At 68.6% G+C, this 13,840-nt stretch carries 14 protein-coding genes and 1 rRNA gene; 6 read left to right on the top strand and 9 right to left on the bottom strand.

What is annotated here, in order from left to right; genetic code table 11:
* Positions 1-35 precede the first annotated feature (35 nt).
* Positions 36-488, bottom strand: a complete 453-nt coding sequence (locus ABZV58_RS17460) for a VOC family protein (protein WP_355001124.1) — start codon at positions 486-488, stop codon at positions 36-38.
* Between the two features lie 78 nt (positions 489-566).
* Between ABZV58_RS17460 and ABZV58_RS17465 the strand changes: the two genes are divergently transcribed.
* The 4 genes from ABZV58_RS17465 to glgB are packed head-to-tail and all read left to right on the top strand — an operon-like array spanning position 567 to position 6,072.
* Positions 567-1,166 (top strand): TetR/AcrR family transcriptional regulator, encoded by a 600-nt coding sequence (locus ABZV58_RS17465; protein ID WP_355001125.1) that lies wholly within the window; start codon positions 567-569, stop codon positions 1,164-1,166.
* Positions 1,167-1,213: 47 nt separating this feature from the next.
* Positions 1,214-1,855, top strand: a complete 642-nt coding sequence (locus tag ABZV58_RS17470; RefSeq protein ID WP_355001126.1) for a LysE family translocator — start codon at positions 1,214-1,216, stop codon at positions 1,853-1,855.
* A 39-nt stretch (positions 1,856-1,894) separates the two neighbouring features.
* The gene (locus ABZV58_RS17475) at positions 1,895-3,898 is read left to right on the top strand and encodes an alpha-1,4-glucan--maltose-1-phosphate maltosyltransferase (protein WP_355001127.1); all 2,004 of its coding nucleotides are present in this window, start codon (positions 1,895-1,897) and stop codon (positions 3,896-3,898) included.
* The gene (gene glgB, locus ABZV58_RS17480) at positions 3,895-6,072 is read left to right on the top strand and encodes a 1,4-alpha-glucan branching protein GlgB (RefSeq protein WP_355001128.1); all 2,178 of its coding nucleotides are present in this window, start codon (positions 3,895-3,897) and stop codon (positions 6,070-6,072) included. The genes ABZV58_RS17475 and glgB overlap by 4 nt, the downstream gene beginning before the upstream one ends.
* 329 nt (positions 6,073-6,401) lie before the next feature.
* Here the strand turns inward: glgB and ABZV58_RS17485 are convergent, their stop codons facing one another.
* From ABZV58_RS17485 to ABZV58_RS17495, 3 genes are all read right to left on the bottom strand, one after another.
* A complete protein-coding gene (locus ABZV58_RS17485; protein WP_355001171.1) occupies positions 6,402-7,247 on the bottom strand; it encodes a tetratricopeptide repeat protein in 846 nt (281 codons plus the stop codon).
* Positions 7,248-7,308: 61 nt separating this feature from the next.
* The gene (locus tag ABZV58_RS17490; RefSeq protein WP_355001129.1) at positions 7,309-7,686 is read right to left on the bottom strand and encodes a DUF3817 domain-containing protein; all 378 of its coding nucleotides are present in this window, start codon (positions 7,684-7,686) and stop codon (positions 7,309-7,311) included.
* 150 nt (positions 7,687-7,836) lie between these two features.
* Positions 7,837-9,015 carry an acetyl-CoA C-acetyltransferase gene (locus ABZV58_RS17495; protein WP_355001130.1) on the bottom strand — a complete coding sequence of 393 codons (1,179 nt, stop codon included), beginning with the start codon at positions 9,013-9,015 and terminating at the stop codon, positions 7,837-7,839.
* Between the two features lie 126 nt (positions 9,016-9,141).
* On the opposite strand from ABZV58_RS17495, the gene mce reads away from it, so the two are divergent.
* Together mce and ABZV58_RS17505 are read left to right on the top strand one after the other, a co-directional pair.
* Positions 9,142-9,615: a methylmalonyl-CoA epimerase gene (gene mce, locus ABZV58_RS17500; RefSeq protein WP_355001131.1), complete on the top strand. Its 474-nt coding sequence runs from the start codon at positions 9,142-9,144 to the stop codon at positions 9,613-9,615.
* An 86-nt stretch (positions 9,616-9,701) separates the two neighbouring features.
* Positions 9,702-10,706 carry a hypothetical protein gene (locus tag ABZV58_RS17505; protein WP_355001132.1) on the top strand — a complete coding sequence of 335 codons (1,005 nt, stop codon included), beginning with the start codon at positions 9,702-9,704 and terminating at the stop codon, positions 10,704-10,706.
* 134 nt (positions 10,707-10,840) lie between these two features.
* Here ABZV58_RS17505 and ABZV58_RS17510 read toward each other — a convergent pair whose 3' ends face one another.
* The 5 genes from ABZV58_RS17510 to rrf form a co-directional block, all read right to left on the bottom strand.
* Positions 10,841-11,140, bottom strand: coding sequence for an ATP/GTP-binding protein (locus tag ABZV58_RS17510; protein WP_253815591.1), 300 nt, complete (start codon positions 11,138-11,140; stop codon positions 10,841-10,843).
* A 135-nt stretch (positions 11,141-11,275) separates the two neighbouring features.
* On the bottom strand, positions 11,276-11,989 hold the full coding sequence (locus ABZV58_RS17515) for an endonuclease/exonuclease/phosphatase family protein (RefSeq protein ID WP_355001133.1): 714 nt from the start codon (positions 11,987-11,989) through the stop codon (positions 11,276-11,278).
* A gap of 16 nt (positions 11,990-12,005) precedes the next feature.
* Positions 12,006-12,698, bottom strand: a complete 693-nt coding sequence (gene nucS, locus ABZV58_RS17520; protein ID WP_355001134.1) for an endonuclease NucS — start codon at positions 12,696-12,698, stop codon at positions 12,006-12,008.
* Positions 12,699-12,748: 50 nt separating this feature from the next.
* A complete protein-coding gene (locus ABZV58_RS17525) occupies positions 12,749-13,318 on the bottom strand; it encodes a hypothetical protein (RefSeq protein WP_355001135.1) in 570 nt (189 codons plus the stop codon).
* Between the two features lie 368 nt (positions 13,319-13,686).
* Positions 13,687-13,803: ribosomal RNA gene (rrf, locus tag ABZV58_RS17530) — 5S ribosomal RNA — on the bottom strand.
* Positions 13,804-13,840 lie beyond the last annotated feature (37 nt).

Raw genomic sequence — 13,840 nt, forward strand, 5'->3', positions numbered from 1 at the left:
AACGCCACGCGCCTCGGCCGCCCCGACGACGTGACTCACCGGTCGGCGAACTTCTCGGCGACGTACTCGGCGCTGAACTGAGCGGTGTACTCCGCGCTCGGCGGGATCTCCGTGATCATGTCGATCAGCACGCCGCTCGGGTCGGCGACGATGAAGTGGCGCTGGCCGAAGTCCTCGGACCTGATTTCCAGCTCGGCGTCCAGCCCGCCCCGCACGACGAGGCGCTCCCATTCCGCGTCGACGTCGTCGACCTCGAAGTTGAGCACCAGTCCCTGCACCGGCTTCCGGTAGGCCTCCGGCACCGTCGGGTGCGTGTGGTCGAGCAGCGCGAGCTCGTATTCGGGCTCGTCGGCGCCACCGCGGCGGCGCAGGCTGATGTACCAGTCCGCCTCGAAGGTGATCTCGAAGCCGAGCCACTCGGTGTAGAAGTCACGCGATTCCGCGAGCCGCGTGGTGCAGAGGACGGGGTAGAAGCTGCCGAGTTTCATGTCCAACCTTTCACGTACCGATGGTATGTGAAGTAAGGTAGTTCGCATACCGATGGAATGTCAACGGAGAGGTTTTCGATGCCGAGCACCCTGCGCGCGCAGCAGCGCGAAGAGACCCGTCGCGCGCTGCTGCGCGCGAGCAGACGCCTGTTCGCCGCGAAAGGCTATGGCGCCGTGGGCCTCTCGGAGATCGTCGCGGCAACGGGCGTCACCAAGGGCGCGCTCTACCACAACTTCGCCAGCAAGGCCGAGCTGTTCCGCGCCGTCCTGGAGCAGGTGCAGCAGGAAGTCGGCGAGCGGGTCGCCGCGGCCGCCGACCCCGCCTCGGATGCCTGGACCCAGCTGGTCTCCGGGTGCGAGGCGTTCCTCGCCACCTGCACCGATCCCGAGATCCAGCGCATCATGCTGATCGACGGCCCCGCGGTGCTCGGCTGGCACGAATGGCGGGCGCTGGACGAGGCCAACTCCGCCCGGCATCTCGGCGAGGCTTTGCGACTGCTGGTCGATACGGGCGTGCTCGCACCACAGCCGATCGCCCCGCTCACCCACCTGCTCTCCGGCGCGATGAACGAGGCCGCGCTCTGGCTGACCACCGCGTCCGAGCCCGACGCGCTCGACCAGACCACGACCGCCCTGCGCGCACTGCTCGAGGGCCTGCGGGACAAGCGGTCGCACTGAAAATCGATCCACTGGCCGGACCGCTCCGCCCGTGCCACCATCGGCTGATGCCGCACTGGGTCGACGTGCTCCCCGAATTCCTGCTCGCCTGCCTGGCGCTGGCCGCGCTGCCCGGCCCGGCGACGGCGCTGTTCCTGCAACGGTCGGTGCGCGACGGCCGCCGCGCGGGACTCGCCGCGGTGGCAGGCAACGAGATAGGCGTGTTCGGCTGGACGCTCGCGGGCGGCGCCGGTCTTTCGGTCCTGCTGGTCGCGAACGCCGTGCTGAACACCGCCGTGCACGCGCTCGGCGCGACGGTGCTGATCTGGCTCGGCGTGCAGGCCTGGCGCGGCGCGGGCCGCGACGACGCGTTCGGCTCCACCATGACGACGCTGCTGCCCGCTGGACGCACCCCCGCCGCGGCTTTCCGCGCCGCCTTGCTCTCGATCGCCGCCAACCCCAAGGCCGCGGTCTTCGGCCTGACGATCCTGCCGCAGTTCCTGCCGACCAGCGGGCCGGTGCTGCCGACGGTGCTGGTCCTCGCCGCGATCCAGCTGGTCATCGACACCGCTTGGTGCGTCGGCGTGGTGCTCGCCGCGGACCGCGCTGGCGGCCTGCTGCGCCGCGCGCGTATCCGGCAGCGGGTGGAGCGCGCGCTGGGCGCGGCGCTGGTGGCGCTCGGCCTCGGCCTGGCCGCCGATGCCCGCTGAATCCGCATCATCGGCACGGCACCGGGTAGGTTGGTCCACGTGACCGGCCGCATCGCCATCGATGACACCGCCCCGTCCATCCCCGGCGGCCGCCCGGCCAAGGCCGTGGTGGGCGAGGTGTTCCCGGTGCGCGCCGTGGTGTGGCGCGAGGGACACGACGCGGTCGCCGCCACGCTCACGGTGCGCGCTCCCGGAGCGTCCCGGGCCACCCGAATACGGATGACCCCGGAGTACGAGCCCGACGTCTTCAACGCCACCTTCGTCCCGAACCAGCCCGGCGCGTGGACCTTCCGTGTGGAGGGCTGGAGCGATCCCATCGCGACCTGGCGGCACGCCGTGGAAGCCAAGCTTTCGGTCGGGCAGAGCGCCGTCGACCTGGCCAACGACCTCGAGATCGGCGCCCGGCTGTTCGACCGGGCGGCGCAGGCGCTGCCGAAGGCCAAGTTCGAGAAACTGCGGTCGGTGGCAGCGGCGTTGCGCAGCGACGCGCAGCTGCCCGCCCGCGTCGCGCCCGCGTTCAGCGAGGAGGTCGCCGAGATCCTGCGCGACACTCCGCTGCGCGAACTGGTGACCAGGGGCCAGCAGCACACCGTGCAGGTCGAGCGGCATCGCGCGCTGTACGGCTCGTGGTACGAGTTCTTCCCGCGCTCCACCGGCGGGTGGGACGCCGACGGCAAGCCGGTGCACGGCACCTTCGCCACCGCGACCAAGGAACTGTCCCGCATCGCGGGCATGGGCTTCGACGTGGTGTACCTGCCGCCGATCCATCCGATCGGCGAGGTGAACCGCAAGGGCCGCAACAACTCCCTGTCCGCCGAACCCGGCGACGTCGGCTCCCCGTGGGCGATCGGCTCGAAGGACGGCGGACACGACGCCGTGCATCCCGCACTCGGCACCGAGGCCGATTTCGCCGAATTCGTCGCCGCCGCCGGGCAACTCGGCCTGGAAGTCGCGCTCGACCTCGCGCTGCAATGCGCACCGGACCACCCGTGGGTCGCCGCGCACCCGGAGTGGTTCACCACGCTGCCCGACGGCACCATCGCCTTCGCCGAGAACCCGCCGAAGAAGTACCAGGACATCTATCCGGTCGACTTCGACAACGACGCCGACGGGCTCTACGCGGAAGTGCTGCGCGTGGTACGGCACTGGATCGGTTTGGGCGTCAAGATTTTCCGCGTCGACAACCCGCACACCAAGCCCGCCGACTTCTGGGAATGGTTGATCGCCACCGTGCGGCGCACCGACCCGGACGTGATCTTCCTGTCCGAGGCGTTCACCCGCCCGGCGCGCCTCTACGGCCTGGCCCGGCGCGGATTCAGCCAGTCCTACACGTATTTCACGTGGCGGGTGACGAAATGGGAGCTCACCGAGTTCGGCAACGAACTGGCCGCCAAGGCCGACGAGGCCCGCCCGAATCTGTTCGTGAACACCCCCGACATCCTGCACGAGAGCCTCCAGCACGGCGGGCCGGGCATGTTCGCCATCCGCGCCGTGCTCGCCGCAACTCTGTCACCGACCTGGGGCGTGTACTCGGGTTTCGAACTGTTCGAACACCAGGCCGTGCGTCCGGGCAGCGAGGAGTACCTGGACTCGGAGAAATACGAGCTGCGCCCCCGCCCGTTCGCCGAGGCGCTGTCCCGTGGCGAATCGCTGGAACCCTGGCTGACCAGGCTCAACGAGATCCGCCGCGCGCATCCGGCGCTGCAACAGCTGCGCTGCTTGCACTTCCACTACGTCGACAACGACGCCCTGCTCGCCTACTCGAAGTTCGATCCGGTCAGCGGCGACGCGGTGCTGACCGTGGTGAACCTGAATCCCTATGGCGCCGAACAGGGTTTCCTCTCGCTCGATCTACCCGCCATCGGTCGCGAATGGCACGACCATCCCGTGGTCGTCGACGAGGTGAGCGGCGAGGAATACCACTGGGCCCAGACGAATTACGTGCGCCTCGATCCCGCCAAGGCGGTCGCGCACATCATCGCGCTGCCGCCGGTGCCCGCGCCCGCACGACTGGAGCTGGCCTACCGGCGGTCGTTCCGATGACCCGCTCGGCCACCATCAACCGCCGCGATCTGATGCTGCTGGCGGCGGGCACCCATCACGACCCGCACACTGTCCTCGGCGCCCATCCGCATCCGGACGGGACGGTCGTGCGGGTGTTGCGGCCGCACGCCGACACCATCGCGGTGCGGGTCGGCGGGGACGACCATTCGCTGAAACCGTTGGGGTACGGGATCTTCGCGGCGGTGCTGCCTTATCCGGACCTGATGGACTACCGCGTGGTCACGACCTATCCGGACGGGCAAACCGTCGTCGCCGCCGACGGCTACCGCTTCCTGCCCACAGTCGGCGAGCTCGACCTGCACCTGATCGGCGAGGGGCGCCACGAGCGGCTCTGGGACGTGCTCGGCGCCCATCCGCGCAGCTACACCACATTGGACGGCCCGGTCGAGGGCACCTCGTTCGCGGTATGGGCGCCGAATGCTCGCGGCGTCACGGTGATCGGCGATTTCGACGGGTGGAGCGGCAACACCGCGCCGATGCGGGCGCTCGGCTCGTCCGGGGTCTGGGAGGTCTTCGTCCCGGACGTCGGCGTGGGCACGAAGTACAAGTACCGGGTGCACGGCGCCGACGGACGCACCGTGGACCACGCCGACCCGCTGGCCTTCGCCACCGAACACCCGCCCGCGACGGCCTCGGTCGTCACCGAGAGCCGCTACACCTGGGGCGACGCGGACTGGCTCGAACGCCGTGCCGCGACCGACCCCAACCGCGCGCCGATGAGCGTCTACGAGGTGCACCTCGGCTCGTGGCGTCCCGGCCTCGGTTATCGCGAATTGGCCGAGCAGCTGGCCGATTACGTGCGGGCGGCGGGCTTCACCCATATCGAACTGCTGCCCATCGCCGAGCATCCGTTCGGCGGCTCCTGGGGTTATCAGGTCACCTCCTACTACGCCCCGACGGCGCGCTTCGGCTCCCCCGACGACTTCCGCGCCTTCGTCGACCACCTGCACGGCGCGGACATCGGCGTGCTGCTCGACTGGGTGCCCGCCCACTTCCCGCGCGACGAATGGGCGCTGGCCCGCTTCGACGGCACCCCGCTCTACGAGCACGCCGACCCGCGCCGCGGCGAGCAACTCGACTGGGGCACCTACATTTTCGACTTCGGCAGGCACGAGGTGCGCAACTTCCTCGTCGCCAACGCGCGCTACTGGATCGAGGAATTCCACATCGACGGCCTGCGCGTCGACGCCGTCGCCTCCATGCTCTACCTGGATTACTCACGCCGCGAAGGGGATTGGGAGCCGAACGTGCACGGCGGCAGGGAGAACCTGGAGGCCGTGGACTTCCTGCAAGACCTCAACGACACCGTGCACCGCCACCACCCCGGCGTCGTCACCGTCGCCGAGGAGTCCACCACCTGGCCCGGCGTCACCCGCGGCGCGGACGTCGGCGGCCTCGGCTTCACCATGAAATGGAACATGGGCTGGATGCACGACACCCTCGGCTTCCTGCGCCGGGACCCGATCCACCGCTCCTGGCACCACAACGAGATCACCTTCTCGCTGATGTACGCGTGGAGCGAGAACTACGTGCTACCGATCAGCCACGACGAGGTCGTGCACGGCAAGGGCACGCTGTGGACACGGATGCCCGGCGACGATTTCGCCAAGGCGGCGGGCGTTCGAGCACTGCTCGCCTACATGTGGGGCCATCCCGGCAAGCAGTTGTTGTTCATGGGCCAGGATTTCGGCCAGTTCCGCGAGTGGTCGCACGACCGCGGCCTGGACTGGGGCGAACTGGACAATCCCCTGCATTCCGGCATCGCCGCCGCGGTCCGCGACCTGAACTCCGCCTACCGCGCCCACCCGGCGTTCTGGAGCCAGGACACCACACCCGGCGGCTACTCCTGGCTGGAGGCCGACGACCGTGAGCACAACGTGCTGGCGTTCCTGCGCTACGGAGCGGACGGATCGGTCGTCGCGTGCGTGTACAACTTCTCGGGTTCGGTGCACGGTGAGTACCGCGTCGGGCTGCCCGTCCCCGGCGAGTGGACCGAGATCCTCAATACGGACGCGGCGGAGTACGGCGGTTCCGGCATCGGCAACTACGGCGCGGTGAAGACCGAGGAGATTCCCTGGCACGGGCGTCCGTTCTCGGCGAGCGTCGCGTTGGCGCCGAACAGCGCGGTGTGGTTGGCGGGTCCATCCGCCTGATCGCGGACGCCCTTCCGATCGGCAACCGGCCAGCCGACGTTCCAGTCGATGGCCGCCCAGGATCAACCGGCCCTGACCGCGCGGCGAATCCAATCCGACCGAAGGTCACCACTAGTCGGCCGACCACGATGCAGGTCACCTTCAGTCGGCACGCAAACCGGATCATCGAAGGTCGCCTCGAGCTGGCTTTGCCTGGATGAAGGTGGCCCTTTGTCGTTTGCCGCGCCGACCATTCTGGACGGGGCCTGGCCGCTGCTGGATACGGTCTGCCGTGCCTGAACGCAGAAGACGCCCGGGCGTAATCGCTCCGGGCGTCTGCGGCACAAATATCAGTAGAGCGCGGCGGCGAGCTTCCTGCGAGCCGCGACCACGAACGGCTCGGCCTGGTCGAACAGCTCGAACAATTCGAGCAGCCGGGTCCGCGCCTTGGTGCGGTCGTCGCCCGCGGTGCGCTTGACCACGGCGATCAGCCGGTCGAACGCCGCTTCCGGCCGCTGGTTGAGCAGTTCCAGGTCGGCGGCGTCGATGGCGGCGTCGACATTCGCCGGGTCCTGGTCGGCGGTCGCGAGCGCCGAGTCCGGCACCCGCTGAGCCCTGGCCAGGAAGCGCAGCTGCCGCAGTGCGCCCTTGGCTTCCTCGTTGTTCGGCTCGGCGGCCAGAATCGCCTCGTAGGCGGCCTCCGCGCCGGCCAGGTCGCCGCGCTCGAGCGCGTCCTCGGCGGCGGCGAAGCGCGGGTCCTCCGCGGGCTGCGGCTGAGCACCACCACCCTCGAGCTTGCCCGCGACCGCGTCGACCACCGCGTCGAGCCACTGCCGCACCTGCGGCTCGGGCTGCGCGCCCTCGAAATCGGCCAGCGGCTGCCCGGCGGCGATGGCGATCACCGTCGGGATGCCCTGCACCCGCAGCGCCTGCGCGATGCGCATGTTGGCCTCGGCCTCGACGGTGGCGAGCTCCCACGTGCCGCCGTCGGCCGCGACCAGCCGCTCCAGCGTCCTGACCAGCTCGACGCTGCCCGGGCTGCGCTGCGAGTACAGCGCGACGACCACCGGAACCTGCATCGACCGGCGCAGCACCTTGGTCTCGAAGTCCGCCTCGCCGACCGCGTAGTCGCCACCACCACCGGTCGCACCGGCGGGCGGCTGCTTCAGGCTGGACAGATCCACCGCTCCGGACATGGCAGCGGCGACGGCGGGCGAGGGACGGCGTGCGGCAGGTCGAGTCACGGTTTCCAGTTTGTCACGACGCGGCGCGAACGGCTTCCGCGGCGGGGGTCGCGTCGGCGTTGCTCGACACGTTGAGCTTGCCGGTGCGCACGGCCCAGACCTCGAAGATCACCGTGAAGAACGGCGGAATGCTGGACAGCAGCGCGAGCACGGTGGTCTTCCAGTTCCAGCCCAGTTCGCGCGCCGCGAGCAGCGCGGTCAGGACGAACAGGATGAAGATGGTGCCGTGCACCGGGCCGAAGATCTTCACGCCGACCTCGTTGCCCGGATCGGGAATGTACTTGAACGCCATTCCCACGAGCAGACCCAGCCACGACAGTGCCTCGAGCACCGCGAAGAATCGGAATCTACCGGCGACGCTGCGCAGATCGAAGTAACCCATGCGCACCATTGTGCCGTATGCACTACGACGGGTCGTAGTTGAACCCATCACACCGGCCGACCCGCGGTGTGTCCGCACGGACACACCCAGGACGACATCGCGTCCGGCGCCGAAGTCACCGAACGCGACGCGACCCGACGGGTACCTGTGCTACGTCGACTAGACCTTGATGATCAGCGCGTCACCCTGACCGCCGCCGCCGCACAGCGCGGCCGCGCCGACACCGCCGCCGCGGCGCTTCAGCTCCAAGGCCAGGTGCAGCACGATGCGAGCGCCCGACATGCCGAGCGGGTGGCCGATGGCGATCGCGCCACCGTTGACGTTCACCTTCTCGCCATCGATGCCCAGCTTGCGCGCCGAGGCGATGCCGACCGCCGCGAACGCCTCGTTGATCTCGACCACGTCCAGCTCGGCGGGCGAGATGCCCTCGCGCGCACAGGCCTTGGCGATGGCGTCGGCGGGCTGGTCCTGCAGCGTGGAGTCCGGTCCGGCGACGACGCCAGCGGCGCCGATCTCGGCGATCCAGCTCAGGCCGAGCTGCTGTGCCTTCTCCTTGCTCATCACGACCACCGCGGCCGCGCCGTCGGAGATCTGCGAGGCGGTGCCCGCGGTGATGGTGCCGTCCTTGCGGAAGGCCGGGCGCAGCTTGCCGAGCGATTCCGCGGTGGTGTCGGCCCGGACGCCCTCGTCCTTGCTCACCAGCACCGGATCGCCCTTGCGCTGCGGCACCTCGACCGGGACGACCTCGTCGTCGAACACGCCGTTCTTCCACGCCGCCGCCGCGCGCTGGTGCGAGGCCGCCGCGAACGCGTCCTGATCCGCCCGGCTGATCGGGTCGCGGTCGTTGCGCTGCTCGGTGAGCGCGCCCATGGCCTGGTCGGTGAAGATGTCGTGCAGGCCGTCGTAGGCCATGTGGTCGCGCATCGTCACGTCGCCGTACTTGAAGCCCTCGCGGCTCTTTTCGAGCAGGTGCGGCGCCTGGCTCATGGACTCCTGGCCGCCCGCGACGACGATCTCGTACTCGCCCGCGCGGATCAGCTGGTCGGCGAGCGCGATGGCGTTGATGCCGGACAGACACACCTTGTTCAAGGTCAGGGCGGGCACGTCCATCGGGATGCCCGCGGCCACCGCCGCCTGCCGGGCCGGGATCTGGCCCGCGCCCGCGGTGAGCACCTGGCCCATGATCACGTAGTCGACCTGCTCGGGCGCGACGCCGCCCTTCTCCAGCGCGGCCTTGATCGCGAAACCGCCGAGATCGGAACCGCTGAAGTCCTTCAGGCCGCCGAGCAGCCTGCCGACCGGGGTGCGCGCACCGGACACGATGACGGTTGTGGTCACGACGAGCCTCGCATTCGTTGGTGGAACCCGCGCGCCATCGCACGAGCGACGGCGCGGCGTCAATGTACTCAACGGTAGCCTGTGCGCCCTCGGCGACTTCACCCAGGTTGGCGCTACCGTCGAGTCGTGAGCAACGCAAACCAGACATCCGAACTCATTCCGGGCGACTACGTGGTGGCAGTCGACCACGTCGGCATCGCGGTCCCGGACCTGGACACCGCAATCGCCTGGTACGCCGAGAATCTCGGCATGATCGAGACCCACCGCGAGGTCAACGAGAGCCAGGGCGTGCACGAGGCCATGCTGTCGCTGCCCGGCGCACCGGACGGCGCGACTGCTCTGCAGTTGCTGGCTCCCCTCGACGCGGACTCGACTATCGCGAAGTTCATCGATCGCAGCGGACCGGGCCTTCAGCAGCTCGCCTACCGCGTCACCGACATCGAGGCCGTCTCGGCTCATCTGCGTGATCGCGGACTGCGTTTGCTGTACGAGGCCCCGCGGCACGGAACTGCCGATTCCCGCATCAATTTCATCCACCCGAAGGATGCTGGCGGTGTGCTGATCGAGTTGGTCGAGCCGAACCCGAATGTTACGCACTAGTATCAAGATCGGGGCCGAAAAACTCGTCGGAATCACATTCGCGGTCGAGTCACCATCGGCCCTCCATAGGCTGTAGTTTGTGTGCCATGTCGTCACCCGAGTCCGATCGCAATCGCTTCGTTGCACTGCCCTTCACCGTTGTGCGCAAGGGTTATGCGCAAGACGAGGTGCGTAATTACTTCGACCGCTTCGATGCCGAGCTGAGGGTCACCGCCACCGATCGCGATGCTGCTGCGGCGCAAGCACGTAACCTCGCGAGCCAGTTGGAGGATGCGCGGGACGAGATCGACGAGCTCCGCAAGGAGGTCGACCGACTCTCGGTGCCGCCGACCACTGCCGAAGGCATGTCCGACCGCATCTCCCGCATGCTGCGCCTGGCCTCCGACGAGGCCTCCGAGGTCCGGGCCCTGGCCCAGGCCGAGGCCGCGGAAATGGTGTCGATCGCGGAGCAGCAGGCGACCGAGATGCGCGGCAAATACGAGTCGCTGCTCGCGGAGACCAAGGAGAAGCGCGAGGCGCTCGACATCGAGTTCGAGCAGACCCTAGCGAACGCACGCACCGAATCCGCGAAGATCATCGAAGCCGCTCAAGCCGAGGTCGAGCGCCTCGGCAAGGAAGCCGAAGCCAAGCGCAAGGCGACCCAGCAGGACTTCGAAGTCACCATGGCCGAGCGCCGCACCAAGCTCACCCGCGCCATGGAGGAGCTGGAGGCCACCAGCCGCGCCGAGGCCGCGCAGCGGATCAAGGACGCGACCGACGAGGCCAACCGTCTCATCACCTCCGCCACCCAGACCTCCGAGCGCAAGATCGCGCACGCCAAGGAACTGGCCGAGGAGATGCGCGTGCTGCGCGGCCGGGTGCTCGCCCAGCTGCTCGGCATCCGCGGCCAGCTCGACTCGGTGCCCGCGATGCTCGCGGCCGTCAACCGGGAAAGCGAACTGCTGGACGGTGTTCCGGAGCAGCGCAAGTCGATCGGCGGCAACACCAAGTCGGTCACCGGTTCCCGTCCGCCCAAGGCGATCCCCGAGGTCACCAACGAGGACGAGGACTTCGACGCCGACGAGCGCGAGAACGCCGACATCGCGAACTGACGTCGGCTCAGACGACGACGCAGTAGATCACCAGAGTTCACCCGAAGGCCGCTCCCGTCAGGGGGCGGCCTGCTTAGTTGTGCGCGGTTGTCGGTACGGAGAAAGGCTCCAGGGCACTCGACTCCGTGGACCGCTCAGGACCAGCGTCGAGTGATTCGGCGCGTCCGGCGACCGTTCCAGCAGCCGCGGTGCCAGTGCCTGCGGTCGTCCTCGCCACCGTCGGCGGCCCAGGCGACGATATGGGCGACACCGGGCGGAATCTCGTGGTCGCATCCCGGGCAGCGGTAGGTCTTCGTGGCACGGGTACCGGGGATGGTGCGGACGACGTAGACCTCGTCGTCAGCGGGACCGCGTTCCGTACGGCCGAACACGTCGCCGAGCGGCGCGACGTCGGACCCGGCATGGTGGCGAGCGCGCGGTTTCCGACGAGGCATGCCGACAAGCGTAATAGGCGGCCGGTGAGCAGGGTTCGTCCGTACACCGCGCGCTCGCCTACCGCTGCCAGCGCTGGCGTTGGCGTTACCGGAACAACGCCCGAGCGAAGATGCGCCGCCCGGTGCGCACTCGCCTCACACAGCGATGGCCGCGCGAACCGGATTGTGGTCCGACAGTCCGTCGGCGCTCTCCACCGCGGCGTCGCTCGCGTACGCGCCGTGGGTGACCACGTGGTCGATGAACTGAGACTTGCTTCCCGAGGTTCGCGGCCGAGTAGGCAACGAGCCCGCGGGCAACTCGGCCACGGTGAAACCCGCGCCGAGCCCTTCCGCCACGACGTCGCGATCGGCGTTGAAGTCACCGAGCAGGACCGCGGGACGTGACGGATCGGACAGCGCCCAGCCGGCGAGCCTCGACAGCTGCGGCCCGCTCCGTTCGTCGCCGCTGACGTGCGTGGCGACAACAGTCAGACCAGATGTCGCGACGACCAACGCGCCCTTGCCCGGATCATCCCCGAACGCCGCCGCGAACACCGTCTGCCCGGGATCGTCGACCACGAGCACCAGGTACTCGTCGCGGTCCCGCAGCGAGGTCGGAATGCGCTTCGGCCGCGGCACCCGGGGATAGCGCAGTGTGTGAATCGTGCGGTCGGACAGCGCGTCACGCAGGGCGGCCAACTGATCGCCGCTGACCTCCTGCAACGCGATGATCTGTTCCGAGCGCTTCGCCACCCGGGCGGCGATGGCGTCGATCCGCTCGTGCTCGACCGGCCACTTCTTCGTGACGTCCTCGTACCAGTTCTCGGCGTGCACGCGGTGCAGCACGTTCCAGGTGGCGACGGTGATCATGTGTCGGTATCCGAAGTCAGAAGAGGCGGAACTCGTTGCTCTCCGTGCCGCGCAGGGCATCGTAATCCAGTGTGAGGCAACGGATGCCGCGGTCCTCGGCCAGCGTGCGCGCCTGCGGCTTGATCTGCTGAGCGGCGAACACACCGGACACAGGGGCCAGCAGCGGATCCCGGTTCAGCAGCTCGAGATAGCGGGTCAGCTGTTCCACGCCGTCGATCTCACCGCGCCGCTTGATCTCCACCGCGACGGTGGCGCCGTCGGCATCGCGGCAGAGCAGGTCTACCGGGCCGATGGCGGTCATGTACTCGCGTCGGACGAGGGTGTAGCCGGGGCCGAGGGTCTGCACGTGTTCGGCGAGCAGCTCCTGAAGATGGGCCTCCACACCGTCTTTCACCAGCCCCGGGTCGACCCCGAGCTCGTGCGACGAGTCGTGCTCCACGTCCTCGATGGTGATGCGCAACTCCTCCCCCGCCTTGTTCGTCACCACCCACAGCGCCTTCGCGCCCTCGGGCAGTTCCGCGGCGGCCGCATCCCGCTCTTCCAGCCAGCACGGCGGGCTCATCCAGTTCAGCGGCTTGTACGAGCCGCCGTCGGAATGAACGAGCACCGAGCCGTCAGCCTTGATCAACAGCAGCCTGCGGGCCATCGGAAGGTGAGCGGTCAAACGACCGACGTAGTCGACCTGGCAACGAGCAATCACGAGGCGCACCGGTCGAGTCTAGGCCCTGCACCACATCGGCCGGGACCCGCCCGACCTACTCAGTGCAGCGGCGCGAAGCAGTATGTCGCGCGCTCGCTTTCGTCGACGTAGTGAAGGTGGCTGACCGAGATGAATCTCATCTGTTCGGCGTAATCATCCGGTGCCGCTGTCTTGCACACCTCGGCGTCCATGACACCGGACACCTTGTGGTCGAGGCGTCCGCCGCCGTCGCGACAGGTCCCGTCGTACTCGTAGCCAGCGCCTTTGGAGGTGTAGCAGTTCCCCCCGATCAAGTTCGGCCCAGCGCACGAGTGCGCGATCGCATACTCCCCGTAGTGCTGCCCCTGAGTGGTGATCAGCATTTCCGAGGTTGCGCAGTCGACCTCGATGTCCGTATCGGTCACGATCGCCGACTGAGTGATCTTCTTCGCCGCCGCCGGGTCGCTGCATTCCTTCACCGACAGCGGGCCGTGCAGGTGGACAACAATGCCCGTCAGGTCGGTACAACTGCCAACGGCGGGAATCTGCATCGGTCCGGAGTCCGCGGCCGAGGAAGGCGACGCACCCGCTCGCCACAGCACCGCTGCCGTGACGCCGCCGATCAGGACGAGCACGCCCAAGATCGCCACGGCGGCTACGACGCCGGCGCGCCCTCGCCTCGGTGGCGGGAAGCCCAGCGGCGGATAGCCCTGCGGACCGGACGCTGGGTAGCCCTGCGGATTCGGCGCCGGGTAGCCCTGCGGAAATCCGTGTTGCGGCGATCCCGGGGCGTAGTGGTATCCGGGATTCTGATACGCGGGAGGCGTCGGGCACGAGCCGAGTGCGGGCGCCGGTTCCGGCTTGTCGAAACCACCTGGAAAACTCAATGCACTTCCCCCACTCCCGAGTTCCACTCTCCCAGCGAGAGTGTAGCGGGCCGAAACCCCCTGTGCTGAAAGCCGTTTCACCCAAACGCAAAAAGGCCCCCAGCTGATGCTGGGGGCCTTTCGCAATGATGTTCCGGCGGTGTCCTACTCTCCCACACCCTGTCGAGTGCAGTACCATCGGCGCAGGTGGCCTTAGCTTCCGGGTTCGGAATGGGACCGGGCGTTTCCCCACCGCTATAGCCGCCGTAACTCTATGAAACTATCCACACCAACAGCGCACACACC

The organism is Nocardia sp. NPDC004654 (genome assembly GCF_040609595.1).
GTDB lineage: Bacteria > Actinomycetota > Actinomycetes > Mycobacteriales > Mycobacteriaceae > Nocardia.